The sequence below is a fragment of the Streptomyces fractus genome (genome assembly GCF_049844455.1).
GTDB lineage: Bacteria > Actinomycetota > Actinomycetes > Streptomycetales > Streptomycetaceae > Streptomyces > Streptomyces fractus.
Map to the genome: position 1 here is coordinate 2715264 of NZ_JBMYHI010000002.1, position 25761 is coordinate 2741024.

24 protein-coding genes are annotated in these 25761 nt (G+C 71.1%); 6 read left to right on the top strand and 18 right to left on the bottom strand.

Translation table 11 applies throughout. From position 1 onward, the window contains the following. Nucleotide 1: 1 nt before the first annotated feature. From ACP4E5_RS14040 to ACP4E5_RS14065, 6 genes are all read right to left on the bottom strand, one after another. Complete coding sequence (locus ACP4E5_RS14040; RefSeq protein WP_425828548.1) at nucleotides 2–412, bottom strand: OB-fold nucleic acid binding domain-containing protein; 411 nt, start codon at nucleotides 410–412, stop codon at nucleotides 2–4. 65 nt (nucleotides 413–477) lie between these two features. Beyond that, nucleotides 478–1161, bottom strand: coding sequence for a response regulator (locus tag ACP4E5_RS14045; RefSeq protein ID WP_425828550.1), 684 nt, complete (start codon nucleotides 1159–1161; stop codon nucleotides 478–480). Next, complete coding sequence (locus tag ACP4E5_RS14050; RefSeq protein ID WP_425828552.1) at nucleotides 1158–3788, bottom strand: ATP-binding protein; 2631 nt, start codon at nucleotides 3786–3788, stop codon at nucleotides 1158–1160. Before ACP4E5_RS14050 ends, ACP4E5_RS14045 begins: the two co-directional genes overlap by 4 nt. A 177-nt stretch (nucleotides 3789–3965) precedes the next feature. Next, nucleotides 3966–4730: a DUF3710 domain-containing protein gene (locus ACP4E5_RS14055; protein WP_425828554.1), complete on the bottom strand. Its 765-nt coding sequence runs from the start codon at nucleotides 4728–4730 to the stop codon at nucleotides 3966–3968. Between the two features lies 1 nt (nucleotide 4731). After that, nucleotides 4732–5256 (bottom strand): dUTP diphosphatase, encoded by a 525-nt coding sequence (dut, locus tag ACP4E5_RS14060; RefSeq protein WP_425841312.1) that lies wholly within the window; start codon nucleotides 5254–5256, stop codon nucleotides 4732–4734. Nucleotides 5257–5291: 35 nt separating this feature from the next. Further along, nucleotides 5292–5876, bottom strand: a complete 585-nt coding sequence (locus ACP4E5_RS14065; RefSeq protein ID WP_425828556.1) for a PaaI family thioesterase — start codon at nucleotides 5874–5876, stop codon at nucleotides 5292–5294. A gap of 58 nt (nucleotides 5877–5934) precedes the next feature. On the opposite strand from ACP4E5_RS14065, the gene ACP4E5_RS14070 reads away from it, so the two are divergent. Then, a complete protein-coding gene (locus tag ACP4E5_RS14070; RefSeq protein ID WP_425828558.1) occupies nucleotides 5935–6384 on the top strand; it encodes a DUF3093 domain-containing protein in 450 nt (149 codons plus the stop codon). 38 nt (nucleotides 6385–6422) lie between these two features. On the opposite strand, the gene ACP4E5_RS14075 is transcribed toward ACP4E5_RS14070, so the two are convergent. From ACP4E5_RS14075 to ACP4E5_RS14090, 4 genes are all read right to left on the bottom strand, one after another. After that, on the bottom strand, nucleotides 6423–7355 hold the full coding sequence (locus ACP4E5_RS14075; RefSeq protein WP_425828560.1) for a hypothetical protein: 933 nt from the start codon (nucleotides 7353–7355) through the stop codon (nucleotides 6423–6425). Between the two features lie 13 nt (nucleotides 7356–7368). Next, the gene (locus ACP4E5_RS14080) at nucleotides 7369–7665 is read right to left on the bottom strand and encodes a DUF4193 domain-containing protein (protein ID WP_018535993.1); all 297 of its coding nucleotides are present in this window, start codon (nucleotides 7663–7665) and stop codon (nucleotides 7369–7371) included. Between the two features lie 426 nt (nucleotides 7666–8091). After that, nucleotides 8092–9333, bottom strand: a complete 1242-nt coding sequence (locus ACP4E5_RS14085) for a sensor histidine kinase (protein WP_425828563.1) — start codon at nucleotides 9331–9333, stop codon at nucleotides 8092–8094. Nucleotides 9334–9340: 7 nt separating this feature from the next. Then, nucleotides 9341–9994, bottom strand: coding sequence for a response regulator transcription factor (locus ACP4E5_RS14090; RefSeq protein WP_266714992.1), 654 nt, complete (start codon nucleotides 9992–9994; stop codon nucleotides 9341–9343). A gap of 340 nt (nucleotides 9995–10334) precedes the next feature. On the opposite strand from ACP4E5_RS14090, the gene ACP4E5_RS14095 reads away from it, so the two are divergent. Next, nucleotides 10335–10508, top strand: a complete 174-nt coding sequence (locus ACP4E5_RS14095; RefSeq protein ID WP_425828565.1) for a hypothetical protein — start codon at nucleotides 10335–10337, stop codon at nucleotides 10506–10508. A 122-nt stretch (nucleotides 10509–10630) separates the two neighbouring features. Here ACP4E5_RS14095 and ACP4E5_RS14100 read toward each other — a convergent pair whose 3' ends face one another. Both ACP4E5_RS14100 and ACP4E5_RS14105 read right to left on the bottom strand, forming a co-directional pair. After that, entirely contained in the window at nucleotides 10631–11428 is a 798-nt protein-coding gene (locus tag ACP4E5_RS14100) for an inositol monophosphatase family protein (RefSeq protein ID WP_425841315.1), read from the bottom strand. A gap of 55 nt (nucleotides 11429–11483) precedes the next feature. Beyond that, a complete protein-coding gene (locus ACP4E5_RS14105) occupies nucleotides 11484–12623 on the bottom strand; it encodes a ferrochelatase (RefSeq protein WP_425828567.1) in 1140 nt (379 codons plus the stop codon). A gap of 105 nt (nucleotides 12624–12728) precedes the next feature. Between ACP4E5_RS14105 and ACP4E5_RS14110 the strand changes: the two genes are divergently transcribed. Both ACP4E5_RS14110 and ACP4E5_RS14115 read left to right on the top strand, forming a co-directional pair. After that, nucleotides 12729–14003, top strand: coding sequence for an MFS transporter (locus ACP4E5_RS14110; protein WP_425828569.1), 1275 nt, complete (start codon nucleotides 12729–12731; stop codon nucleotides 14001–14003). Next, the gene (locus ACP4E5_RS14115; RefSeq protein ID WP_425828571.1) at nucleotides 13933–15282 is read left to right on the top strand and encodes a D-arabinono-1,4-lactone oxidase; all 1350 of its coding nucleotides are present in this window, start codon (nucleotides 13933–13935) and stop codon (nucleotides 15280–15282) included. Before ACP4E5_RS14110 ends, ACP4E5_RS14115 begins: the two co-directional genes overlap by 71 nt. Nucleotides 15283–15312: 30 nt before the next feature. On the opposite strand, the gene ACP4E5_RS14120 is transcribed toward ACP4E5_RS14115, so the two are convergent. Beyond that, nucleotides 15313–16590, bottom strand: a complete 1278-nt coding sequence (locus ACP4E5_RS14120) for a hypothetical protein (protein ID WP_425828573.1) — start codon at nucleotides 16588–16590, stop codon at nucleotides 15313–15315. Nucleotides 16591–17109: 519 nt separating this feature from the next. Between ACP4E5_RS14120 and sepH the strand changes: the two genes are divergently transcribed. Next, the gene (gene sepH / locus ACP4E5_RS14125; protein ID WP_425828575.1) at nucleotides 17110–18198 is read left to right on the top strand and encodes a septation protein SepH; all 1089 of its coding nucleotides are present in this window, start codon (nucleotides 17110–17112) and stop codon (nucleotides 18196–18198) included. Nucleotides 18199–18307: 109 nt separating this feature from the next. Here the strand turns inward: sepH and ACP4E5_RS14130 are convergent, their stop codons facing one another. Further along, nucleotides 18308–19165, bottom strand: a complete 858-nt coding sequence (locus ACP4E5_RS14130) for a sulfurtransferase (RefSeq protein WP_425828577.1) — start codon at nucleotides 19163–19165, stop codon at nucleotides 18308–18310. 284 nt (nucleotides 19166–19449) lie between these two features. Between ACP4E5_RS14130 and ACP4E5_RS14135 the strand changes: the two genes are divergently transcribed. Next, on the top strand, nucleotides 19450–20226 hold the full coding sequence (locus ACP4E5_RS14135) for a VOC family protein (protein WP_425828579.1): 777 nt from the start codon (nucleotides 19450–19452) through the stop codon (nucleotides 20224–20226). Nucleotides 20227–20284: 58 nt separating this feature from the next. Here the strand turns inward: ACP4E5_RS14135 and ACP4E5_RS14140 are convergent, their stop codons facing one another. From ACP4E5_RS14140 to ACP4E5_RS14155, 4 genes are all read right to left on the bottom strand, one after another. Continuing rightward, nucleotides 20285–20935: a thymidine kinase gene (locus ACP4E5_RS14140; RefSeq protein ID WP_425828581.1), complete on the bottom strand. Its 651-nt coding sequence runs from the start codon at nucleotides 20933–20935 to the stop codon at nucleotides 20285–20287. Nucleotides 20936–21000: 65 nt separating this feature from the next. Then, a complete protein-coding gene (locus ACP4E5_RS14145; protein ID WP_425828583.1) occupies nucleotides 21001–22188 on the bottom strand; it encodes an alkaline phosphatase family protein in 1188 nt (395 codons plus the stop codon). Further along, the gene (locus ACP4E5_RS14150) at nucleotides 22185–22784 is read right to left on the bottom strand and encodes a DUF5998 family protein (protein ID WP_425828585.1); all 600 of its coding nucleotides are present in this window, start codon (nucleotides 22782–22784) and stop codon (nucleotides 22185–22187) included. The genes ACP4E5_RS14145 and ACP4E5_RS14150 overlap by 4 nt, the downstream gene beginning before the upstream one ends. A 70-nt stretch (nucleotides 22785–22854) precedes the next feature. Continuing rightward, a complete protein-coding gene (locus tag ACP4E5_RS14155; protein WP_425828587.1) occupies nucleotides 22855–25704 on the bottom strand; it encodes a bifunctional acetate--CoA ligase family protein/GNAT family N-acetyltransferase in 2850 nt (949 codons plus the stop codon). Nucleotides 25705–25761 lie beyond the last annotated feature (57 nt).

Below are 25761 nucleotides of genomic sequence, written 5' to 3' on the forward strand. Positions count from 1 at the left end.
GCTACTCCCGTCCGAGCGGTCTGAGTTCGTACTTCGGGTTGAACAGCACCCTACGGCCCCGACTCATCGAGATCCGTCCCGAAGCTATGAGTTTGCGCCCCGGCTCGATCCCGACGATCGAGCGCCTGCCGAGCCACACCACGTCCACCGCGGCCGAGCCGTCGAACAACTCCGCCTCCAGCGCGGGAACTCCGGCGCGTGGTCGCAGGGTTACCGTGCGCAACGTACCAGTAACGGTGACCATCTGTCGGTCCGAACAGTCGCCGATGCGCGTGCAGCCGGTGGTCTCCGAGTCCTCGCGCAGCTCCTCCGACTCCAGGTCCTCCTGGGAACTGGACAGCCGGTCGAGCATGCGCCGGAACCGGCCCGCCGGCTTCTCGGACGCCCTGTCGGAACGCGGAACAGCACTCATACTGGAAGCGTACCTGGGCCCTGCGACAGGGTCGTACTCGCTGGTGTACCCCGCTTTCGGAGTGCTCACCGCTCGAATCGGTACCCCATCCCCGGTTCCGTGACGAAGTGCCGCGGATGCGAGGGGTCGGTCTCCAACTTGCGTCGCAACTGCGCCATGTACACCCGCAGATAGTTGGTCTCCGTCCCGTACGACGGCCCCCACACCTCCTGCAGCAGCTGCTTCTGGCTGACCAGGCGGCCCGTGTTGCGCACCAGGACCTCCAGGAGGTGCCATTCGGTGGGGGTCAGCCGTACGTCGTGCCCGCCCCGGTTGACCTTTTTCGCGGCCATGTCGACCGTGAAGTCCGCGGTCTCGACGATGCCCTCGTCCTCGGGCCCGCCCGTGGGTTCGGCCCGCCGCACGGCCGCCCGCAGCCGGGCGAGCAGCTCGTCCATGCCGAAGGGCTTGGTCACGTAGTCGTCGGCGCCCGCGTCGAGCGCCTCGACCTTCTCGTCGGACGAATGCCTCGCGGACAGCACGAGGATCGGTACGCGCGTCCAGCCGCGCAGCCCCTTGATCACCTCGACGCCGTCCATGTCGGGCAGGCCCAGGTCGAGGACGACCATGTCGGGGTGGCGGGCGGCGGCGAGCTGCAACGCCTGCGCCCCGTCCGCGGCGGCGTCCACCTCGTACTTGCGCGCCTTCAGGTTGATGACGAGGGCGCGCACGATCTGCGGCTCGTCGTCGACCACGAGCACCCGGGTCATGCGTGCCTGCCTCTCTGGGGTCCAGCTGCCTGTCCGGCTGCTTCTTGTACGGCTTCTTGTACGGCTGTCCGCGCGGCCTCGGGGGCCGGGTCCGGAGGAGTGGTGCGAGTGGTGCGGGTCGCGGCCGGCAGGGTGAGGACCATGGTGAGGCCGCCTCCTGGAGTGTCCTCCGCGTCGAGCGTGCCCCCCATGGCCTCCACGAAGCCGCGCGCCACGGCGAGCCCGAGGCCCACACCGGCGCCGCGCGGAGCGTCACCGTAGCGCTGGAAGGGCGCGAAAATCCGGTCCTTGGCCTCGTCCGGGACGCCGGGCCCGCGGTCGACGACGCGCAGCTCCAGGCGGTCACCGAGCGTGCTCGCGGAGACGAGGACGGGTTGGTCGGGCGGGCTGTACTTGACCGCGTTCTCGACGACGTTGGCGACGGCGCGCTCCAGGAGCCCCTTGTCGACGCTGACCATGGGCAGCGTCTCGGGCACGTCAAGGTCGACGCTGAGATCCGGGTCCGGCACACCGACCAGCGCCATCGGCACGACCTCGTCGAGGTCGATCTCGCGGATGAGCGGGGTGACGGTGCCGGTCTGGAGGCGCGACATGTCGAGCAGGTTCCCGACGAGGTGGTCGAGCCGGTCGGCGCCCTCCTCGATCCCGGCGAGCAGTTCCGCCTGGTCCTCGGGCGACCAGTCGACGTCCTCGGAGCGCAGCGACGACACCGACGCCTTGATGCCGGCCAGCGGCGTCCGCAGGTCGTGCGAGACGGCGGCCAGCAGGGCCGTACGGATGCGGTTGCCCTCGGCGAGGGTGCGGGCCTGGTCGGCCTCGGACTTGAGGCGCTGGCGGTCGAGCACGACGGCGGCCTGCGCGGCGAAGGCGGCGAGCACGCGCCGGTCCTCCGCGGGCAGCACCCGCCCGGTCAGGGCGAGCGCCATGTGGTCCCCGACTGGCATGTCGACGTCGGCGTCCTCGGGCCGGCCGAGGGACTGTGCGCCGACGCTCGCCGCGCAGGTCCACGGCTCGGTGTCGCCCTCCCGCTCCAGGAGCGCCACGGACTCCATCGCGAACGTCTCCCGCACGCGTTCGAGGAGCGCGTCCAGGCTGGTGTCGCCGCGCAGCACGCTGCCCGCCAGGAACGAGAGGATCTCGGACTCGGCGCGCAGCCGGGCCGCCTGGTGCGTGCGCCGCGCCGCGAGGTCCACGACGGAGGCCACGGAGACCGCGACGCCTACGAAGATCGCGATGCCGACGATGTTGCGGGGGTCGGCGATGGTCAACAGGTGCAGGGGCGGCGTGAAGAAGTAGTTGAGCAGCAGCGAGCCGAACGCCGCCGAGGCCAGCGCCGGAATCAGCCCGCCGACCAGGGCCGCGGCGACCGTGAGCGACAGGAACAGCAGCATGTCGTTGGCGAGGCCGAGGTCGCTGCTGGCGTGCGTGAGGATCAGCGCGAGCAGCGCGGGGCCGCCGACGCCGATGAGCCAGCCCCATATGATCCGGGACCGGCCGAGCCGGGCGCCGCGGGCGACGGGCAGTCCGCGCCCCTTGGCGACCTCGTCGTGCGTGACGATGTGCACGTCCAGGTCGGGCCCGGACTCGCGTGCGACGGTCGCGCCGACGCCGGGGCCGAACATGTACTGCCAGGTCTTGCGCCGCGAGGAGCCGAGGACGATCTGCGTGGCGTTGACGCCGCGGGCGAACTCCAGGAGGGCGGCGGGGATGTCGTCGCCGATGACGTGGTGGAACGTGCCGCCCAGGTCCTCGACCAGGGTGCGCTGGACGGCCAGTTCCTTGGGCGAGGCGGCGGTGAGGCCGTCGCTGCGGGCGATGTAGACCGCGAGCACCTCGCCGCCCGCGCCCTTCTCTGCGAGCCGCGCCGCGCGCCTGATCAACGTACGGCCCTCGGGTCCTCCGGTCAGGCCGACGACGATGCGTTCGCGGGCCTGCCACGTGGAGCGGATGTTGTGCTCGCCCCGGTACTCCTGGAGGTACTCGTCGGCCCGATCGGCGACCCACAGGAGCGCCAACTCCCGCAGCGCGGTGAGGTTTCCGGGGCGGAAGTAGTTGGAGAGCGCCGCGTCGACCTTGTCGGGCTTGTAGATGTTGCCGTGGGCCATGCGGCGGCGCAGCGCCTGGGGCGACATGTCGACGAGCTCGATCTGGTCGGCACGGCGGACGACTTCGTCGGGGACCGTCTCGCGTTGACGTACACCAGTGATCGAATCAACCACATCGCCCAACGACTCAAGATGCTGGATGTTGACGGTCGATATGACGTCGATGCCCGCACCAAGCAGTTCCTCGACGTCCTGCCAGCGCTTGGCGTTGCGCGAGCCCGGCACGTTCGTGTGGGCGAGTTCGTCGACGAGGGCGACGGCGGGGGCGCGCCGCAGCACGGCGTCCACGTCCATCTCGTGGAAGACCGTCCCCCGGTAGCCGAGCTCCCGGCGCGGGATCTGCTCCAGGCCGTGCAGCATCACCTCGGTGCGCGGCCGGTCGTGATGCTCGACGAACGCCACGACGCAGTCCGTGCCCCGCTCCACCCGGCGGTGCGCCTCCGACAGCATCGCGTACGTCTTGCCGACGCCCGGCGCCGAACCGAGGTAGATACGTAGTTTGCCGCGCGTCCCGCGTCCCATGGCCTCATTGTCTTCCCGTGACTGCTCCACGCAGCGTCGAGCCTACGGCCTGCGATCTGCGCAAATGGGACGGACGGCGGCCGGGCGGGTGGCCTTGACGCAACCCTGATACGCGAAACCGGGGCCGCGCACCCTGAAGGATGCGCGGCCCCGGCCTCGTACGACGGTGTGAGCGCCTCAGCGGACCTCGGTGATCTCCGGGCCGCGGGCCAGCTGGCCCATGCCGCCGGAGAAGCGCGAGGCTTCCTGGCCCTCGCCCTGGGAGCTCTCGGCGACCATCTGCGCGTCGTCGGGGAGCTTCAGGACGATCGGGTCGCGCGGGGCCATCGGGCCCTCGCCGCGCACCACGACGGTGTCACGGAAGATCTGCTCCAGGAGGCCGGCCGCCTGCGGCTGCACGGCGCCCTGGCCCGAGATCACGCCGCGCAGGAACCAGCGCGGGCCGTCCACGCCGATGAACCGCACGACCTGGAAGCCGCCCGTGCCGTCCGGCAGCTGCACGGGCACCTGGGCCCGCAGCTCCCAGCCGAGCGAGCCCTCGACCTCGTCGATCACGCCACCCTGCTGGGTGATGCCCGAGGCGATCTCCTCGCGGACCTCGCCCCAGATGCCCTCCTTCTTGGGGGCGGCGAAGGCCTGGAGCTGGATCGCGCTGTCCTGGAGGACGACGGTCGCCGCGACGATCGCGTCGCCCGCGACCTCCACACGCAGCTCCATGCCCTCCACGCCCGGGACGAAGATTCCACCCAGGTCCACCCGGCCCTCGCCGGGCTCGCGGACCTCGGAGGCGTCCCAGGGGCCGTCGGGACGGGGCTCGGGCTCGAGCCGGACGCGCTCCGACTCCTGTGCGTCCGTGTCGACGCCGGCAGCGTCCTCAGCGAACTGCTCGGCCTCGCCGGCCGCATCCTCGGCGGCGCCGTCCTTGTTACGACGTCCGAACACGTCACTGTCCTTCCCGGTCGGATACGACCGAAGCGTATCGATTCCCACCCTTTTGACCGTCCGCGCCGACACCGGCGACGGCCGGGTCACCCACGGCAGCGTGCCCGCCGGTGGACCCGAAGCCCCCCTCGGCCCGCACCGAATCGGGAAGCTCCGCGACCTCCTGGAAGCGGACCCTCTCGACCTGCTGGACCACCAGTTGGGCAATCCGGTCGAAACGCTCGAACCGCACGCTCTCGCGCGGGTCGAGATTCACCACGATCACCTTGATCTCCCCACGGTACCCGGCATCCACCGTCCCCGGGGCATTCACCAGAGCCACTCCGCAGCGCGCTGCGAGGCCGGATCTGGGGTGCACGAAGGCCGCGTACCCCTCGGGCAGGGCGACCGACACACCGGTGGGCAGAACGACCCGCTCACCGGGCGCGATTTCGCACGCCTCGGTGGTCCGCAGGTCGGCTCCGGCGTCACCGGGGTGCGCGTACGAAGGCAGCGGCACATCGGGGTCGACGCGCCGCACGAGCACGCCGAGTTCGCTGCCGGGACCGCTGGGGGCAATGCTCACGGGTTCACCTCGAAGGCGCGGGCGCGCCTGACCTGGTCGGGGTCGCTCATGGCCGCCCGGATCTCTTCCTCGCGGCCGTTCTCGATGAAGTGGTCGACCTTGACCTCGATGAAGAGGGCGTCGGCGCGCACCGCCACCGGCCCGTCGGGGGCGCCGATCCGGCCGGTCGCGGTCGAGTAGATCTTGCGGCCGGCGACGGCCGTCACCTCGGCGGACAGATACAGCACGGTGTCCACGGGAACGGGCCGCACGAAGTCGGTCTCCAGGCGGCCGGTCACGGCGATGGCCTGGAGCAGCCAGTTCAGCGAGCCGAGCGTCTCGTCGAGCGCGGTCGCGAGGACCCCGCCGTGCGCGAGACCCGGCGCGCCCTGATGCGCGGGGCGCACGGTGAACTCGGCGGTGACGGAGACGCCTTCGCCGGCCCGCGCCTCCAGGTGCAGCCCGTGCGGCTGCTCGCCGCCACACCCGAAACAGTGTCCGTAGTGCGCGCCGAGGAGCTCACCGGGCGCGGGGGCGTCGGGGTGCCGCACCGGGGCTATGGCGTCGGCGGGGGGCGTCAGAGCTGCAGAAGTACCACTCACAGCCGCAGACCTTACCCGCGCGTCCTATCAGTGCACGCATCGTGCCAAGCTTGACCCCATGGAGCTCTCGACGACGCCTTACGACGAACGACTCACCGCACCCCGTTCGTGGTGGTTGATCACGTTCATGGTGGGGGTCGTCGGGGCCATCATCCTGCTGCCCTTCGGCCCGTTGCCGCTGCTCGGCGGCTTCGTCGGCGGCCTGCTCATCGCGTCCGTGATCACCAGCTCGTACGGCTCGGTCCGGGTCCGTGTCGTCGCCGACTCGCTGGTCGCGGGCGACGCGAAGATCCCGCTGTCGGCGCTCGGCGAGGTGCACGTCCTGGACGCGGAGGAGGCCCGCGCGTGGCGCACCTACAAGTCCGACCCGCGCGCCTTCATGCTGCTGCGCAGCTACGTCACGACCGCGGTGCGGGCGGAGATCACCGATCCGTCGGACCCGACGCCGTACGTCTACGTGTCGACGCGCGAACCTGAAGCTTTGGCAAAGGCTCTGAGCCGCGCCTGACCGAGAGGCTGACGAGGCGCCTGTACGAGAAGGGCGCCTCAGGCCCCGATCTCCAGGGCGTCGGGCGGCTCCTCCAGGGGCGGCAGTTCGTTCAGCGCCTCCCAGGGCACCTGGTGCCGGCGCAGGTCCTGGCGTACCCGGTCGGCCAGTTTCCTGGTGTCGCGCCGGTTCATGAACGCCCCCACGGCCGCGCCGATCATGAACGGGGTCAGGCTCGGAAGGTTCCGCACCATCCGCTTCATGATCTGCTGTCGAAGCTCGCGCTTCATCTGTACGCCGAGCGCCGAGTTGACCGTGGTCGGCTTCGCGACGTCGATGCCGCGCTCTTCCGTCCACGCGGTGAGATAGGCGCTGCTGCGGGCCTTCAGGGCCCCTGGTGGCCGTAGTCCGTAGACCTCGTGCAGCTCGGCGATCAGTTTGAGCTCGATCGCGGCCACACCGGTCACTTCGGCGGCGAGTTCGGTCGGCATCGCGGGCGGTACGGGCAGCATCGCGGCGGCGCCGATTCCCGCGCCCACGGTGGATGTCGCGGCGGCCGCGCCCGTGACCAGCTTGTCCGCGAGCTGTTCGGGGTCGAGACCGGGGAATTGCTTGCGGAGGGTCGCCAGGTCCCGCACGGGAACCCGCGGCGCGTTCTCCATGATGCGATCGGCGAGATAGCCGATCGAGGCCTTGGCGGCCGCGCCGCCCTTGGCCAGCCCCGTTCTGGCTGTTCTGGCGCTTCTCGCGACTGCGCCACCTCTGCGTGCACCGTCGCTGTCGGCCGCCGGTGCCACCGGCAGGTCGCCCGTCGACTCGTGGTCGTCCGCCGATTCGAGCGAGGCGTCTTCTCCGGGGGCACCGGATGAACCGGGTGCTCCTGGGAAAGAGCCTCGCTCGTCGTCACGCACGGCCTCTGACGGGCCTTGAGCCGTCCCGCGGACCTTCTTGTCGCGGGAGCGGCGCTTCCAGGGCGGGGTCGAGCTGGTCATGCCCGACCCTGCCTCAGTCGCAGTCGCGGCAGATGGGCTGCCCGTTCTTCTCCCGCGCGAGCTGGCTGCGGTGGTGCACCAGGAAGCAGCTCATGCAGGTGAACTCGTCCTGCTGCTTGGGCAGGACACGGACGGCCAGTTCCTCGTTCGAGAGGTCGGCGCCCGGAAGCTCCAGGCCCTCCGCCGCCTCGAACTCGTCCACGTCGACGTTCGAAGCCGACTTGTCGTTACGCCGGGACTTCAGTTCCTCAATGCTGTCTTCGTTGAGGTCGTCATCGGTCTTGCGTGGGGTGTCGTAATCCGTTGCCATGTCGCTCTCCCCCTCTGGGTGTCTGCGGTGTCTCAAGCGCCGTAACGCATGAGAGGCCGGACTTGTGCCCGACCTGAGGCGGAGATTTTGCCTCACATCAAGGTCTGTTACTCAATCGACACCCAACTGGACCCCTCGTGAGTGATCGTCTTGGGTGGCGAACGGGACCGTACACGGTCCGATTGACGCACTGCACGGGCGCCACCCCGTGTACTTCCCGTGATCAAGGCGCCCGAAAACCCGGACTTTCCCGGCTTTCACACGGCTTTTGCGATCACGGAGAGTGGACGGCCGAAAAAATACCCATGTGATCGATCACACACGGCGATCTCCGGCGCAGGTCCGGAAAATTCAGCCAAAAGCGAACTTCCCAGCGCGTCGGCGGAAGCATGTCAGATCCATGGGCCGGACGCACGTCGAACCGGCCTAGATCGGCAGGGTGACCCGCATCACGAGCCCACCCCCCTCGCGCGGCTCGGCCGTGATACGACCGCCATGGGCGCGCGCGACGGACCGTGCGATGGAGAGCCCGAGGCCCACGCCCTTGTCGCTGCCGGTGCGCTCGGTACGCAACCGCCTGAACGGTTCGAAGAGGTTGTCGATCTCGTACGCAGGGACCACCGGGCCCGTGTTCGCGACCACCAGGACCGCCTGGCCGTGCTGTGCCTCGGTGTCCACCTCGACCCATCCCCCTTCGGGGATGTTGTAGCGGACGGCGTTCTGTACGAGGTTCAGGGCGATGCGCTCCAGGAGCACGCCGTTGCCCTGGATCACCGCTTCCTTGCACTCTCCGCGGATCTCCACGCCCTTCTCGTCGGCCTCGGCCCTGGCCTGGTCGATCGCCCGCGAGGCGACCTCCGCCAGGTCCACGGGCTTGCGCTCGACGATCTGGTTGTCGCTGCGGGCGAGCAGCAGCAGGCCCTCCACGAGCTGCTCACTGCGCTCGTTCGTGGCGAGCAGCGTCTTGCCGAGCTGCTGGAGCTCCACGGGGGCGCCCGGATCGGAGAGGTGCACCTCCAGGAGGGTGCGGTTGATCGCGAGCGGTGTACGCAGCTCATGGGAGGCGTTGCCGACGAAGCGCTGCTGCGCCGTGAAGGCGCGCTCCAGGCGGTCCAGCATCTCGTCGAAGGTGTCCGAAAGCTCCTTCAGCTCGTCGTCCGGACCGTCCAGCTCGATGCGGCGCGTCAGGTCCGTGCCGGCGACCCGGCGAGCGGTGCGGGTGATCCGGCCGAGCGGGGACAGGACGCGGCCCGCCATGGCGTAGCCGAAGGCGAAGGCGATGACGGCGAGGCCCATCAGGGCCATCAGGGAGCGGCTGAGGAGCACGTCGAGGGCGTGCTGACGCTGCTTGTTGACGCAGTCGTTCATCAGATTGTTCAGCTCGCTCGCCGAGATGTTCCCCGGCGGGAAATTGCAGCTGGCGCTGATGACGTGCCCGTCGGTGACCTTGAACGGCAGATCGCCGCCCACATCGAGGGCCTGCGCGGCCAGTAGGTAGATGATCGAGAGCAGCAGGATGCCCGCGATGAGGAACATGCCGCCGTACAGCAGCGTGAGCCGTATCCGGATGGTCGGGCGGAGCCAAGGGAAGGGCGGCTCCGCCTTCGTCCCGGGCTTCCAGGTGGGCTTCGGTGGCGCCGGGGAGGGTGGCGCGGGTGCGGCGGCCATCTAGGGATCAGATCCGGTAGCCAGAGCCGGGCACGGTGACGATGACGGCGGGCTCGCCCAGCTTGCGGCGCAGGGTCATCACGGTGACCCGCACGACGTTCGTGAACGGGTCCGTGTTCTCGTCCCAGGCCTTCTCCAGGAGCTGCTCGGCCGAGACGACGGCGCCCTCGCTGCGCAGCAGCACCTCCAGGACGGCGAACTCCTTGGGGGCGAGCTGGATCTCCTTGCCGTCCCGGAACACCTCGCGGCGGTTCGGGTCCAGCTTGATCCCGGCGCGCTCCAGCACGGGCGGCAGCGGCATGCTCGTACGCCGCCCGAGGGCCCGTACGCGGGCCGTCAGCTCGCTGAACGCGAAGGGCTTGGGGAGGTAGTCGTCCGCCCCGATCTCCAGGCCCTCCACGCGATCGCTGACGTCGCCGGAGGCGGTCAGCATGAGGATGCGAGTGGGCATGCCCAGCTCGACGAGCTTGCGGGCGACGTCGTCGCCGTGCACGAGCGGGAGATCGCGGTCCAGGACGACCACGTCATAGTCGTTGACGCCGATGCGCTCCAGGGCGGCCGCACCGTCGTACACGACGTCGACGGCCATGGCCTCCCGGCGGAGTCCGGTGGCCACCGCATCGGCGAGCAGTTGCTCGTCCTCGACGACGAGTACGCGCACGTCGCTTGTCCTTCCTCTGGTCGCCCACCGGCGCGTTTCTCGGGCACGCGGGCAGGTCAGGTCTTGGGCTGTGGCCACCATCCTGCCCCTTTCGGCCATAAACCGGCTGTAAGACGGACGGGCGACCCGGGGAATGCGGGATTTTCTGCGTGGGTCGAGGTTTCTGCGGAAGGGACGTTGGGGAGGACGGCTGTACATCCGCGATCACGCTTTGTATGTGGCATGCCACGAGCCGCTGTCGAGACCGCCCTCCGCCAGGGACGCCTCGGGACGTGATCGCCCCTTCCTAGGGCACACCCCCGTGCCATCGACCCACGACCCAGGACGAGGGGGCGCAACCATGGACGCATTCACCGCAGGACTTCTGCAGCGCATTAGGGCGGCCGAGACCGACCTGACGCGGGCGCGCGAGACAGGTGACGACTTCCTTGCCGAGGTCGAGCAGGGCGAGCTGGACGACCTCCACCGCCTCGCCGCCGAGCACGGCGTGGAGGTTCACGCCTCGAGCGTCTGACGCACGTACGAGGGCCCCGGCGCCTGGTTGACCCAGGCGGGCGCCGGGGCCCTTTCGTATGTCGTGAGCTCGTGAGCCGTGAGCCCGTCTGCCGTGAGCCCGCGTGCCGTGAGCCGGGACGCTCAGTCGCGCCAGGCGCCGAGTTCTTCCAGCCAGTTCTGAAGCGGCTCGAAGACGCCGGGGGGCGCCGCGATCGTCAGCTCCGGCGAGAGGGGCTCCCCGGGGCGGCCGCCGGTGAGGGCGCCGGCCTCGCGCGCGATGAGGTCGCCGGCCGCGAAGTCCCAGGGGTTCAGGCCGCGTTCGTAGTAGGCGTCGAGACGGCCGAGCGCCACGTCGCACAGGTCGATGGCGGCGGAGCCGCCGCGCCGGATGTCGCGCACGCGCGGCACCAGGTGCCCCAGGACCTCGGCCTGGCGGGCGCGGCGCGCCTCCAGGTAGCCGAAGCCGGTACCGACGAGGGCCTGCTCCAGGGGCGGCGCCACGCGCGTGTGCGCGGGGCGGTCGTTCACGAAGGCGCCCCCGCCGAGGACGGCGCGGTAGGTCTCGGCGCGCATCGGGGCGGCGACGACGCCGACGAGCGTCTCGCCGTCCTTGCGGGCCGCGATGGAGACGGACCAATCGGGGCGCCCGTAAAGGTAGTTGACGGTGCCGTCGATGGGGTCGATCACCCACTGGACGCCGCTGGTGCCCTCCGAGGAGGAGCCCTCCTCGCCGAGCACCCCGTCGTCGGGGCGGCGCTCGGCCAGGTAGTCCGTGATCAGCTTCTCGGAGGCGATGTCCATCTCGGTGACGACATCGACGGCGCTCGTCTTCGTGGCGGCGACGCCGAGGTCCTCGGGCCGGCCGTCGCGCAGGAACACACCGGCCCGGGCCGCCGCCTCCAGGGCGATCTCGAGCAGTTCCGCCTTGAGGGACGCCAGGTCGCCGGCGGTGTGGTCGGCCTCGGTGGTCTTGGGGTCGGTCACGTCACTGTCCTTACGCGTACGGGCTGTCGGCGCCGGCGGCGGCCGGCTTGGGCGTGCGCGCGGGGCAGCAGCCCACGGGACACAGGTTGTGGCTCGCACCCAGGGCGCCCAGGGCGCAAGGTGTGACGTTCCTGCCGCTCTCGGTGGCGGCCCGCTCCAGGGCCAACTCCCGTACGGCGGCGGCGAAGCGCGGGTCGGCTCCCACGGTGGCGGAGCGGCGCACCGGAAGGCCCAGCTCCGCGGCCTTCGCCTCGGCCTCTGTGTCGAGGTCGTAGAGGACCTCCATGTGGTCGGAGACGAAGCCGATGGGCGCCATGACGACGGCCGGGACGCCCGCCGCGTGGCGCTCCTCCAGGTGGTCGCAGATGTCGGGCTCCAGCCACGGGATGTGCGGGGCGCCGGAACGCGACTGGTAGACGAGCTGCCAGGGGTGGTCGACGCCGGTCTCCTCGCGCACCGTGTCCGCGATGAGCCGCGCGACGTCCAGGTGCTGCTTCACGTACGCGCCCCCGTCCCCGTGCTCCTCGGGGCGCCCGGAGGTGTCGGCCGCGGCGGTCGGGATGGAGTGCGTGGTGAAGGCGATGTGGGCGCCGGCGCGCACGTCCTCGGGGAGGTCGGCGAGGGACTTCAGGACGCCTTCGACCATGGGGCGTACGAAGCCGGGGTGGTTGAAGTAGTGCCGCAGCTTGTCGATCCTCGGCAGCTCCAGGCCCTCGGCCTCCAGCGCGGCGAGCGACTCCGCGAGGTTCTCGCGGTACTGGCGGCAGCCGGAGTACGAGGCGTAGGCGCTGGTGGCGAGGACGAGGATGCGGCGGTGGCCGTCGGTGACCATCTCGCGCAGCGTGTCCGTCAGGTACGGCGCCCAGTTCCGGTTGCCCCAGTAGACCGGCAGTTCCAGGCCGTGCTCGGCGAAGTCCTTGCGCAGGGCGTCGAGCAGGGCCCTGTTCTGGTCGTTGATCGGGCTGACCCCGCCGAACAGGAAGTAGTGCTGCCCGACCTCTTTGAGCCGCTCCTTGGGGATGCCTCGGCCGCGCGTCACGTTCTCCAGGAACGGGACGACGTCGTCGGGGCCCTCGGGGCCGCCGAACGAGAGCAGCAGCAGGGCGTCGTAGGGGCGGGCATCGGGGCTGGCAGCGTGCGCGTCTGGCATGTCATCGATCCTGCCACCCGGCACTGACAGGCGGAAAACCGCGTGTGCCCCGGTCGTGGCGCGCGTAAGCTGTATCCACCGCTTTTACGCCTTACCGGAGTCGAGTTGTCCAGCCCCTACCGCGCCATCTTCGCCCTGCCCGGAACCAAGAGCTTCTCCGCGGCCGGGCTCCTCGGTCGGATGCCCCTGTCCATGATGGGCATCGGCATCGTCACGATGGTCTCCCAGCTGACCGGGCGCTACGGGCTCGCGGGGGCCCTGTCCGCGACGGTGGCGCTGTCCGCCGCGCTGATCGGGCCGCAGATCTCCCGCCTCGTCGACCGGCACGGCCAGCGCCGGGTGCTCCGGCCCGCCACTCTCGTCTCGCTCGTCGCCGTCACCGGTCTCCTGCTGTGCGCGAAGTACGCGGCACCGGACTGGACGCTCTTCGCGTGCGCGGCGCTCGTCGGCTGCGTCCCGAGCGTCGGCTCGATGATCCGGTCACGGTGGGCGGCCCTGTACGGGGACGTCCCGCGGCAGCTGCACACCGCGTACTCCTTCGAGTCGGTCCTTGACGAGGTGTGCTTCGTCTTCGGGCCGATCATCTCGATCGGCCTGTCCACGGCGTGGTTCCCGGAGGCGGGGCCGCTTCTGGCGGGCGGCTTCCTCGCGGTCGGCGTCTTCTGGCTGACGTCGCAGCGGGCCACGGAACCGGTGCCGCACCCGCGCGCGCAGCACACCCGTGGATCGGCGCTCCGCGCGCGTGGCTTGCAGGTTCTGGTGGCGACCTTCGTGGCGACGGGGGCGATCTTCGGGTCGATCGACGTCGTCACGGTGGCCTACGCCGAGGACCTCGGCCACAAGTCGATGGCCAGCGTGGTGCTCGCCGTCTACGCGGCCGGCTCCTGCCTCGCGGGCGCCCTGTTCGGCCTGTTGCACTTCAAGGGAGCGCCCGCTCCCAGGTGGCTGGTGGGTGTCGTCACGATGGCCGTGAGTATGATCCCCCTCCAACTGGTCGGGAACCTGCCACTCCTGGCCGTGGCGCTCTTCGTCGCGGGCCTGTCCGTCGCACCGACGATGATCACGACGATGGCCCTCGTCGAGCAGCACGTACCACGCGCGAAGCTGACCGAGGGCATGACCTGGGTGAGTACCGGACTCTCTGTCGGTGTCGCGCTCGGCTCCTCCGTGGCCGGCTGGGTGATCGACGCGGCCGGGGCGGATGCCGGGTACGCGGTGCCGGGGGTTTCCGGCGCCGTCGCGGTCCTTGTCGGGCTCCTGGGCTATCGCCGGCTGAAGCGGCCGGTTCCGCAGCGGGGAGGAAGCACCGATGAGCAGGGCACAGACGGGCGCGCCGGGCACGCGGACGGGCAAGCGGAAGAGCAGCGAAGCCTGGCGTAACTGGGCGGGGAACGTCACGGCACGCCCCGTGCGCGAGGTGACGCCGGCGTCCGTCGAGGAGCTGACCGCCGCGGTGCGACGTGCCGCGGAGGACGGCCTGAAGGTGAAGGCCGTCGGCTCTGGCCACTCCTTCACGGCCGCGGCTGCGACCGACGGAGTGTTGATACGCCCTCAACTGTTGACCGGAATCCGCAGCATTGACCGTGCGAACGGGACCGTCACGGTCGAGGCCGGTACCCCACTCAAGCGACTCAACATGGCCTTGGCCCGCGAGGGCCTGTCGCTCACGAACATGGGCGACATCATGGAGCAGACGGTCTCCGGCGCCACCAGCACCGGCACGCACGGCACGGGCCGTGACTCCGCGTCGATCGCCGCCCAGATCAAGGGACTTGAGCTGGTCACCGCGAGCGGGGAACTCCTCACCTGCTCCGAGAAGGAGAACCCCGAGGTCTTCGCGGCCGCCCGCGTCGGACTCGGCGCCCTCGGCATCGTCACGGCGATCACCTTCGCCGTGGAGCCGATCTTTTTGCTCTCCGCGCGCGAGGAGCCGATGCCCCTCGACCGGGTGCTCACGGACTTCGAGGAGCTGCACGCCGAGAACGAGCACTTCGAGTTCTACTGGTTCCCGCACACGGGCAGCTGCAACACCAAGCGCAACAACCGCAGCGCAGGCCCGGAGGCCCCCGTCCCGAGGCTCAGCGGCTTCGTCGAGGACGAGCTGCTCTCCAACGGCCTGTTCCAGGTGGTCAATTCGGTCGGCCGCGCCGTGCCCGCCACGATCCCGACGATCGCCAAGGTCTCCAGCCGGGCGCTGTCCTCCCGGACGTACACGGACATCCCCTACAAGGTCTTCACATCGCCGCGCCGCGTGCGCTTCGTGGAGATGGAGTACGCGGTTCCGCGCGCGGCCCTCGTGGACACGTTGCGCGAACTGAAGTCCATGGTCGACCGCTCACGCCTGCGGATCAGCTTCCCCGTCGAGGTCCGCACCGCCCCGGCCGACGACATCGCGCTGTCCACGGCCTCCGACCGCGACTCCGCCTACGTAGCCGTGCACATGTACAAGGGGACGCCATACCACCGGTACTTCACGGCGGCCGAGCAGATCCTCACCGCCCACGAGGGGCGCCCGCACTGGGGCAAGATGCACACGCGCGACGCGGAGTACTTCACGCGCGCGTACCCGCGCTTCGGCGAGTTCACGGCGTTGCGCGACCGCCTGGACCCGGACCGCGTGTTCGGCAACGCCTATCTGCGGCGGGTCCTCGGCGACTGACCCGGCAGCCCTCGAGGGGCGTGCGTCGGGTCACTCCGACTGCTGCTGGACGTCCGAGCCCTGCGAGGGCGCGGACGTCGGGTTGGTGTCACCGCTGTCCGAACCGGAGTCCGAGCCGCTGTCGGAACCCGAGTCCGAACCGGAGTCCGAGCCACTGTCCGAACCGCTGTCCGAGCCCGAATCGGAGCCCGAGTCGGAGGACCCGCTGTCCGAACCGGAGTCCGAGCCGCTGTCGGAGCCGCCGGTGTGGCCCGTCGTCGAGGTGGCGCTCGGGTCCGGGGCGGTGGTGCCGGAGTCCTCGTTCTGCTGCGTTCCGGTGTCCGAGCCGGTGCCGCCGCCGTCGGACGGCGTCTGGGTGGTGTCCGGGGTGGTGTCGCCGCCGGACGAGGAATTGCGCCCCTTGAAGGCGTCGCCGATGGTGGTGCCGCCGCCACCACCGAAGGTGTGGCCCGACACCAGTTCGTACGTCGTGATGCCGCCCATGGTGACGCCGAACACGAGCGCCGCGGCGATCAGCGGCCGCTTCCAGCTCTTGACGCTCGAACGGTGCACGGTGCCCTCGGTGAACTCGTCGTCGAGGCCCGCTGTGCCGTCGGCATCCTCACCGTCCGGAACGCGCAGCATCCGCGTGGCCTCGTCGATCGCCTCGGGCCTGATCAACTGGGTCTTCTCGGGGTCGATCAACTGGGTCTTGTCGGTGTCCTCGCCGCCCCCGTCGTCCTCGTCGGGCAGCAGGTCGGCCACGGCGCCCGTGTCGAGCAGCTGGGTCCCCTCGGTGGGAGTGACGGAGATCCGCTCCATGGCGGTGGCCTGTTCCATCGCGGAGACCTGCGGCAGCGCCGTCGCGTCGTCGGCGTCCGCGGCCCGAGTCCGCGACATCCCCCAGGTCGTGGTCGTCGGCACCGCCGTCACGGCGGGCTTCGCCGCGGGCGGCTCGGTGCCCGTGACCATGGAACGCGTGGCGTCCATCGAGGAGTCCGAGCGGAACGTACGAGGCACGGGCGTGCCCTGGGCCGTCACCGGCACTTGACGGGTCTTCGGCTTCACCACCCGGACGTCGCGTATCTGCTCACCGGTGCGCCTGAAGAAGTGCTGGAAGAGCGTGCCGCCACAGGTGGCGAGGGCGCTGACCACGCCGGCGCCGAGGATCGTCCCGTAGACACCGAGGCCGGAGGCCAGCTTCGCGGCCACGACGGCGGCGACCGCACTGCCCGCCACCTGCGCGACGCTCAGATCCAGCCGCTTGCCCTTGGGCGCTTCCTCCCTGTCCTCGGATATGTCCTCGGATATCTCCGGCTTCTTGCCCATCGTTGGAACTTGCCTGCCTTTCTCGACAAAACCACCCATGCCCCGGCGAAGCTCTCAAGAGTAAGCGAACTCCCTAGGCCACACGAGAAAGGACGTATCGGAGGAAGAATCAGTTCCGGTTCCGGAGATTTCGTGAAGCAGAACACGCGGGCTCCACACATCACCCGCAAGGATCGTGGGGCAGCGGCCCCAACTCCCGTCCCTCGAGAGAACTTCGGCGGCGTGCCGATCCACGCAAGTGGCCCGAATGGAGTACTGTTGCGAGCCCTGGGTCCGGTCTCCCGCCAGGGTGCTCGGGTCCTGCCAGGACCGTGGGGAGGGGGTTCGCTGCACAGGGTGACGGAGTCCGTCACTTAGCGTTGCGAATAGGTAACCGTGCCATAACGGCGACCCCGGGCCCATGCCCGACACGCCGGGCAACTCGGCAAGGTTGTGGCAGGCTGCACCCGGGCAGGCCACACTCGACTAGCGGAAGCAGCGACGCACGTGACGTCGGCAGGCACCACCCGGGAGGTCCCCATGCCCGAACTGCGTGTCGTGGCCGTCTCTAACGACGGCACACGGCTGGTGCTGAAGGCTGCGGACAGCACGGAGTACACGCTGCCGATCGACGAGCGCCTCCGGGCCGCCGTACGTGGCGACCGTCCGCGCCTCGGCCAGATCGAGATCGAGGTGGAGAGCCACCTCCGCCCGCGCGACATTCAGGCGCGTATACGGGCAGGCGCGACCGCCGAGGAGGTCGCGCAGTTCGCCGGCATCCCGGTCGACCGGGTGCGCCGCTTCGAGGGCCCCGTGCTCGCGGAGCGCGCGTTCATGGCCGAGCGCGCCAGGAAGACCCCCGTGCGCCGCCCCGGCGAGAACGCCGGACCTCAGCTGGGCGAGGCGGTGCAGGAGCGCCTCGTACTGCGCGGCGCCGACAAGGATTCGGTGCAGTGGGACTCGTGGCGCCGGGACGACGGCACGTGGGAAGTCCTGCTCGTCTACCGGGTCGCGGGCGAACCGCACTCGGCGAGCTGGACGTACGACCCGCCCCGCAGGCTCGTCCAGGCCGTCGATGACGAGGCGCGCTCGCTGATCGGCGAGTCCGACGACATCGGTACACCCGAACCCACGTTCCCGTTCGTGCCGCGCATCGCCCGGCTGCCCAGGGACCGTCCCCTCGACCGCGCCCTGGACCGGCAGCTCGAGCGGCCGGCGCCGCCCGCGGAGCCGGAGCCCGAGGAGACCGACCTGCCGGCGATCACCGCGTCCGCGTCCGCCCCGCCGGAGCGCGACTCGCTGACGAGCCTCCTGGAGGCCGTGCCCAGCTACCGCGGCGACCTCGCGGTGCCCGAGCGCCCCGCAGTGGCCCCCGAGCCGCCGCAGGAGGAGCCCGAGCCGCCCGCGGCCGCCGAGGTGGAGGAACCGGCGGCGCCCGCGGCGTCGGCCGGGGCCGGATCGGCGTACGCGGACATCCTGATGCCGCGTGCCGTCGCCGGCCACCGTGACCGCCTCACCGGCACCACCGACCGCCAGGCGGAGGCCGACGGCGTGCGCCCCGGTCGCCGCGCCGCCGTGCCGAGTTGGGACGAGATCGTCTTCGGTACGCGCCGCAAGAAGCAGGAGTAACCACCTCCAGCACCAACAGCACCACTGGCTGTGGCTGTAGCAAGCTCTTGTACGCAGAAGGGGCCCGCGCCGTTCAGTCGGCGCGGGCCCCTTCTGCGCGTAGCGGCGGCTACTGCGGATCCGGTCCCGTGGCCACCGGGCGCGCCTCGTCGGCGGACCACTCGGACCAGGAACCGACGTACAACTGGGCGTCGATGCCCGCCACGGCGAGCGCCAGGATCTCGTGCGCGGCCGAGACGCCCGAGCCGCAGTAGACGCCGACCTGACCCGAATCACCGTTCGCACCAAGGGACTTGAAGCGCTCGGCGAGTTCGGCGGCCGGGCGGAAGCGGCCGTCGTCGCCGACGTTCTCGGTGGTCGGGGCGGACACCGCGCCGGGGATGTGGCCGCCGACGCGGTCGATGGGCTCCACGTCCCCGCGGTAGCGCTCGGCGGCGCGGGCGTCCAGGAGCAGACCGGAGCGGGCGAGGGCCGCGGCGGCGTCCGCGTCGAGCAGTCCTGTGGCACCGGGTGCAGGCTCGAAGGTGCCCGGCCGCGGCGTGGGGGGCGCGGTCTCCAGGGGGCCGTCCCAGGCGGCGATCCCGCCGTCGAGTACCCGCACGGACGGGTGACCCGTCCAGCGCAACAGCCACCAGGCGCGCGCCGCGGCCCAGCCCTGACCACCGTCGTATACGACGACGTCACGGTCCGCCGACACGCCGGCGGCGCGCATCGCCGCGCCGAATGCGGACAGCTCGGGCAGGGGGTGTCGGCCCTCCCCGGGTCCGGCGTGACCGGCGAGTTCCGTATCGAGATCGATGTAGACGGCGCCCGGCACATGGCCCGCCGCGTACTCGGCGCGGCCGTCGAACGCGGGCGCTCCCGCGGCCTTGCCGAGGCTGAGCTGCCAGCGGACGTCGAGAAGCACGGGGGGCCGCTCGCCCGCCAACTCGCTCGCGAGTTCGGATGCGGAGATGATGGCATTCATGAGCCCATCCTTGCTCATGCTCTGGCCCGAGCGCTCCTGGTCGTATAGCGTGCTCGATCGACTACCGAGCGTCTATTGACCGGACATGGCAGGGTCGTGGCGCCGAAACGCAAGCGCAACACCGTTTCGGGCATCCTCAGCGGGGAGTCCGATGGTTTCGGCGCGGCCGAAGAGCGCCGCGCGGCACGGAGTGCCACCATCAGCACTGGCGCCATCTGACATGTGGGATCCCGAGCCGAGGGCCCCGAGGGTTCCGAGGGTTCCGTTCCGAGGAGAGAGTGACGATGAGCGAGGCAGCAGCCCGGCGCGCACCGGGCACCCCTTGCTGGGTGAGCCTGATGGTGCACGGCATGGCCGCGACCCAGGAGTTCTACGGGGCTCTGTTCGGCTGGGAGTTCAGTCCCGGCCCCCAGCAGCTCGGCCCGTACGTGCGGGCGCTGCTCGACGGCAAGGAGGTCGCCGGGATCGGTCAGCTGCCTCCCGACCGCCAGCTGCCGATCGCCTGGACCCCCTACATGGCCTCGGACGACGTGGACGCGACGGCCGAGACGGTGCGGCACTGCGGCGGCACGGTGGGCGTCGGCCCGCTGGACGCCGGGGAGGCCGGCCGAATGGCGATCGGGTCCGACCCGGCGGGCGCGGTGTTCGGGATCTGGCAGGCCGCCGAGCACGTGGGCTCGGCGGTGACCGCGGTGCCGGGCGCGATGGCGTGGAACGAGCTGGTGACGCGGGAGACCGCGAGCGTCGTGAAGTTCTACCAGGCGGTCTTCGGATACACCGAAGAGGCCGTCGTCTCCGCCGACTTCGACTTCCTGACCCTGCACCTGGAGGGCCACCCCGTGGCGTCCGTGCACGGCGTCGGCCACGCGCTGCCCCGCGATCAGGGCCCGCACTGGATGACGTACTTCAAGGTCGGCGACGTGGACGAGGCCGTGGAACGGGTCGCCGACCTGGGCGGCCACGTGGTGTCCGCCGCCCGCGAGGGTTCACACGGGCGGGTGGCCACGGTGGCGGACCCGGAGGGCGCGGAGTTCTCGGTGGTGGCGTCACCGGCCGCGTAGGCGGGCTGCTTCCCGTGTCCCGCGTTCCGCGTTCCGCGTTCCGCTCAGGCTGGTCCGCTCAGGCCGTTCCGACCGGCAGCACGTCCGGGGAGAGCGCCGCCGCGTGTGCTGTGGCGCTCGTCATTCGCCGCCGATGATGCCGCCGGCACAGCACCTCGTAGCCGATCTCGTCCGCCATGTGGTTCACGTCGCCGACGACCACCTGGGCGCCTTCGACGACCATCGCGCCGTTGACCGTACGAGCGTTGTGGGTGGCGCGGGCGCCGCACCAGCACAGCGCCTCGACCTGCAACACCTCTACGCGGTCGGCGAGTTCGACCAGGCGCTGCGACCCGGGGAACAGCTTGGAGCGGAAGTCGGTCGTGATGCCGAACGCGAAGACGTCCAGTTCCAGCTCATCGACGACGCGGGCGAGCTGGTCGATCTGCCCGGGCGCGAGGAACTGCGCCTCGTCCGCGATCAGGTAGTCGACCCTGCCGCCGTGCGACAGATGCTCGACCACGTACGCGTACACGTCCAGGTCGTCCGCGACCTCCACGGCGTCCGTGACCAGGCCGAGGCGTGAGGAGAGCTTGCCCTCCCCCGCCCGGTCGTCGCGGGTGAAGATGAGGCCCTGGAGGCCGCGCGCCGAGCGGTTGTGCTCGATCTGCAGAGCGAGGGTCGACTTCCCACAGTCCATCGTTCCGGAGAAGAACACCAGCTCGGGCATGGGAAGTTGAGCACCTTTCGCGTGACGTGAGGGGGTTGCCGAAGTGGCAGGCGGGGCCGGAGGGGTCAGGACCGTACTTCCAACAGCGGTACGAGCTGCTCCGCTGGGGTCATCGAGCCGTGATTGCCGACCATCAGGGATTCCTTCGGCTCGCTGCGCGAGGCGATGAGGACCACGTCGTCACGGGCGGCGGCGATGACGTCGCCGAGCCGGTCGTACACGCGTTGATCAACCTGCGGGCCGAACCAGCCGGCCGCGATCGCCTCTTCGCGCGAGGCGACCCAGAACTGCTCGCCGAGCACCTCGCGCCACACCGTGAGCACGTCGCCCGCCGCGCCCGGCACCGCGTACACATGGCGGGCGCGGCCCTCGCCGCCCAACAGGGCGACGCCCGCGCCCAGTTCCCAGTCCTCGTCGAAGTCGATGCGGGACTGCTCGTCGAAGGCGATGTCGACCATGCCGTGGTCGGCGGTGACGTACAGGGCGCTGCGCGGCGGCAGTTGCTCGGCGAGGCGCTGCGCGAGGCGGTCGACGTACATGAGCTGGCCGCGCCAGGGGTCGGAGTCGACGCCGAAGCGGTGCCCCTTGCCGTCGACCTCGCTGTAGTACGTGTAGACCAGCGACCGGTCGCCCGCGGCCAACTGCTCGGCGGCCAGATCCATGCGGTCCTCGCCGGAGAGGCGGCCGTAGAACGTGCCACCGCTGAGGGCGATCTTGGTGAGGGGTGTCGACTCGAAGTGCGGCGCGGACACCTGGGCCGTGCGCACGCCCGCCTCGTGGGCCCGCTGGAAGATCGTCGGGTACGGCTGCCAGGCCTGCGGCTTCGTCCACGGGTTCCAGCGGAGCTGGTTCATCAGCTCGCCGGTTTCCGGGTTGCGCACGGTGTAGCCGGGCAGGCCGTGCGCGCCGGGGGGCAGGCCGGTACCCACGGAGGCGAGGGAGGTGGCGGTGGTCGCCGGGTAGCCCGCCGTGATCGGCCGGCCGGTGCCGCCGCGCGAGGACGATATGAGCGAGCTGAGGAACGGGGCCTCGTTCGGATGCGCCCTGAGCTGCTCCCAGCCCAGACCGTCGATCAGGAACACGCAGGCGCGGTCGACGGGCTGCAACTCGGAGATGCCGGCGGTGCAGCCGGGCACGCCCAGGTGGGCGCCGATGGTGGGCAGCAGATCGGCGAGGGATCCGGTGCCGTACGCCGGGACGGGAGCGGAGTGGACGGGCAGCGGCTCTACGTCGTCCCAGGCGGCCTGGGTCATCGGTGGCCCGCGTCCGCGATGGCCTCGGAGAGGGACTGGGCGAAGGTGAGGGCCTGGCGCACGGTCTCCGGGCCGTCCCCGGCCTCGCTGACGCGCAGGCTCAGGTCGTCCGCGGTCGTGTTGCCCGTGTATCCGTGGTCCGCCTCGCAGTTGGGGTCGCCGCAGGTCGCGGGCTCCAGGTCGATGCGGGACACGGCGCCCCAGCCGATGGTGAGCACGACCTCGCGGGGCAGCGAACCCGGGACGTACTTCTCCGGGTTGGCTACGACGCGGCTGAGCACGACCGACGAGATCCGGCCGATCTGCACGGACTCCGTCGACGTCGTCGCGTACGACGTCGGGGACGTGCTGTCGGCCGCCTGCTCGTCGGTGTGGCTGACGATGAAGCGGCTGTCGGTCAGGACCAGGACGGTGACATGACGACGCACCTCGTTCGCATCGAACGTGGTCTCCTGGTGCACGAGATACGACGAGATCGGCTCGCCGCCGACCGCGGCCTCCACCGCCTCGGCCACGAGAGCCGGGTAGTAGCCGCTGCGCTCGATCGCCGCTCGCAGCCCTTGGGTCGTCGTACTGGTCTTGGCCATGTGGTCCATCCTACGGCCCGCAAAGAGGCTGTCGGTGCCCCTGTGGATAACTCTGCGTGAGGGCCTCGTGCGAGGTGGTTCAGTACGCGGCGGGCAGGGTGCGCGGGCCGAGGTCGTCGCGGGCGGGCGGCGGCGCGAGCCGGACCGAGGCGCCGAGGACGGTCAGTCCGCGCTCCGCCACCACGACCGGTTCGAGGGCGATGCCGACGACCTCGGGGTGGTCGTCGACCAGGAGCGACACCCGCTGCAACAGCTCCTCCAGCGCGGGGGTGTCCACCGGGGCCGCGCCGCGCCAGCCGAACAGGATCGGGGACGTCTTGATCGAGCGCACGATCGCCTGCGCGTCCTTGTCGGTCACCGGGATCAGCCGGTGCGCGGTGTCACCGAGCAGCTCGGAGGCGGCACCGGCGAGCCCGAAGGAGAGCACGGCGCCCGCGGCCGGGTCTATGACGGCGCGTACGACGGTGTCGACTCCGCGCGGCGCCATCGACTGCACGACCGGCCGGAGTTCGGCAGGCTTGCCGAGCCGCCGGGTCAGGTCCTCGTAGGCGCGCCGCAGCTCTCCCTCGCCGGACAGGTCCAGGCGTACGCCGCCGAGGTCGGGGCGGTGCCGCAGATGCGGGGCTGTCGTCTTCAGGGCCACCGGGTAGCCGAGCGTGTGCGCCGCCGCCGCTGCCTCGTCCGGGCCGGGCGCCGGCAGCGTGCTGCGCACGTCGATGCCGTAGCGGGACAGCAGGGCGCGGGCGTCCTCCGGGGCGAGGTCGGCGCCTCGCGGGTCGCCCTCCTTGGCGAGCAGTTCCGTGATGAGCTCGGCGGCTCCCTGCTCGTCGATGGCGTCGTAGCCGGGCACCTTGCCGGGCGCGGCGGCGTCGCGTCGCCACTGGGCGTACTTGGACACCTGGGAGAGCGCACGGACGGCGCGCTCGGCGGCCGGGTAGGCGGGAATGAGGCGCGGGGCGCGGTCCACGGGCGGCGGGGTGTCTTCGGGGGCGTCGGGCCTCTCGGAGGGCTCGGGGCCGGAGCGCTGGGGCAGGGCGTCGGGCGCGTTGGGCCCCGTGCTGGCCGCGGCGGAGAGTGCTTCCGCGAGGCCGCCGAGCTCGACGTGGACGACGAGCACCGGCTTCGTGGGCCCGGTGGCGGCTGCCGCGCTCAGGGCGGCCGCGAGTTCCGCGTCCTCCGAGGGGCCCTCCCCCACGGCGGGGATCGCGGTGACCACCACGGCGTCCGTCTTCTCGTCGGCCAGTGCCTGCTCCAGCGCGGCGCGGAAGTCGGCGGCGGACGCGGCGGTCGTCAGGTCCAGCGGCGGCTTGGGCCGCAGTCCTTCGGAGAGGCACACGTCGTACGTGAGGAGGCCGAGCGATTCCGAGTTGCCCAGGATGGCGACGCGCGGCCCCTCGGGCAGCGGCTGGCGGGCCAACAGAAGCCCGGTGTCGACGAGTTCGGTGATCGTGTCGACCCGGATGACCCCCGCCTGGCGCAGCAGCGCGGAGACCGTGGCGTACGGGAGGCGGGTGGCCCGCACCGCGTGCCCCGTGGGGGCGATGCCGCTGTGCCGGGCGCCCTGTACGACGACCAGGGGCTTGGCGGCGGCGGTGCGGCGGGCGAGGCGGGTGAACTTGCGGGGGTTGCCGATCGATTCGAGGTACATGAGGGCGACGTCGGTGTCCGCGTCGTCGTACCAGTACTGAAGGACGTCGTTCCCGGAGACGTCCGCGCGGTTGCCCGCGGAGACGAACGTGGAGACACCGCTTGCCCCGGTGACGCCCCCGCCCCTGCGGTGCAGGCGGGACAGGAGCGCGATGCCGATGGCGCCGGACTGGGCGAACAGGCCGATGCGCCCGGGGCGCGGCATCTCGGGGGCGAGCGAGGCGTTGAGCCGTACTCCCGGTGACGTGTTGATGACCCCGAAGGCGTTGGGCCCGACGATGCGCATCCCGTAGCTGCGGGCCTGGCGGACCAGGGCGCGCTGGCGCTCGCGGCCCTCGTCCCCGCTCTCGGCGTAGCCGGCGGAGACCACGACGAGGCCCTGCACGCCGCGCTCGCCGCACTCGGCGACGACCTCGGGGACGTCCGGGGCGGGCACGGCGACGACGGCCAGGTCGACCGGGGCGGCCGGGTCGATGTCGCGTACGGAGCGGTGGGCGGGCACGCCGTCGACCTCTGTGACGTCGTCCCCGAACGCCTGGTTCACCGCGTACAGCCGACCGGTGAAACCGGCGTCCTTCAGGTTGTCGAGAACGCTGCGGCCCACCCCTCCGGCCGCACGCCCCACTCCGATCACGGCGACGGAGCCGGGGGCGAGCAGGCGCTGCACGGAGCGGGCCTCGGCGCGCTGCTCGCGCGCGTGCTGCACCGCGAGCGATGCCTCCGTGGGCTCGATGTCGAACTCCAGGCGGACGACGCCGTCCTCGAAGCTGCGCTTCTGCGTGTATCCGGCGTCCCGGAACACCTTGATCATCTTGCTGTTGGCGGGCAGCACCTCGGCGGCGAACCGGCGGATGCCGCGCTCACGGGCGACGGCCGCGATGTGCTCGAGGAGGGCGGAGGCGACGCCGCGGCCCTGGTGGGCGTCCTGCACGAGGAACGCGACCTCCGCCTCGTCGGCGGGCGCGGTCGCCGCCATGCCCTGCGCGTTGATCCGGTCGTAGCGCACCGTGGCGATGAACTCGCCGCCCACCGTGACGGCGAGACCGACCCGGTCCACGTAGTCGTGATGGGTGAAGCGGTGCACATCCTTGGCGGACAGGCGGGGGTAGGGCGCGAAGAAGCGGTAGTACTTCGACTCGTCCGAGACCTGCTCGTAGAAGCTGGTCAGGTGCTCGGCGTCGGCGGTGGTGATGGGCCTGATCCGTGCGGTGCCGCCGTCGCGCAGCACCACGTCGGCCTCCCAGTGGGCGGGGTACGCATGCCGGTCCGACGGGGTCTCCATGCCGCAAGGGTAGGGCCGGGCACCGACAGACGACGGTCGGTCGTACGGGTCGCGGCC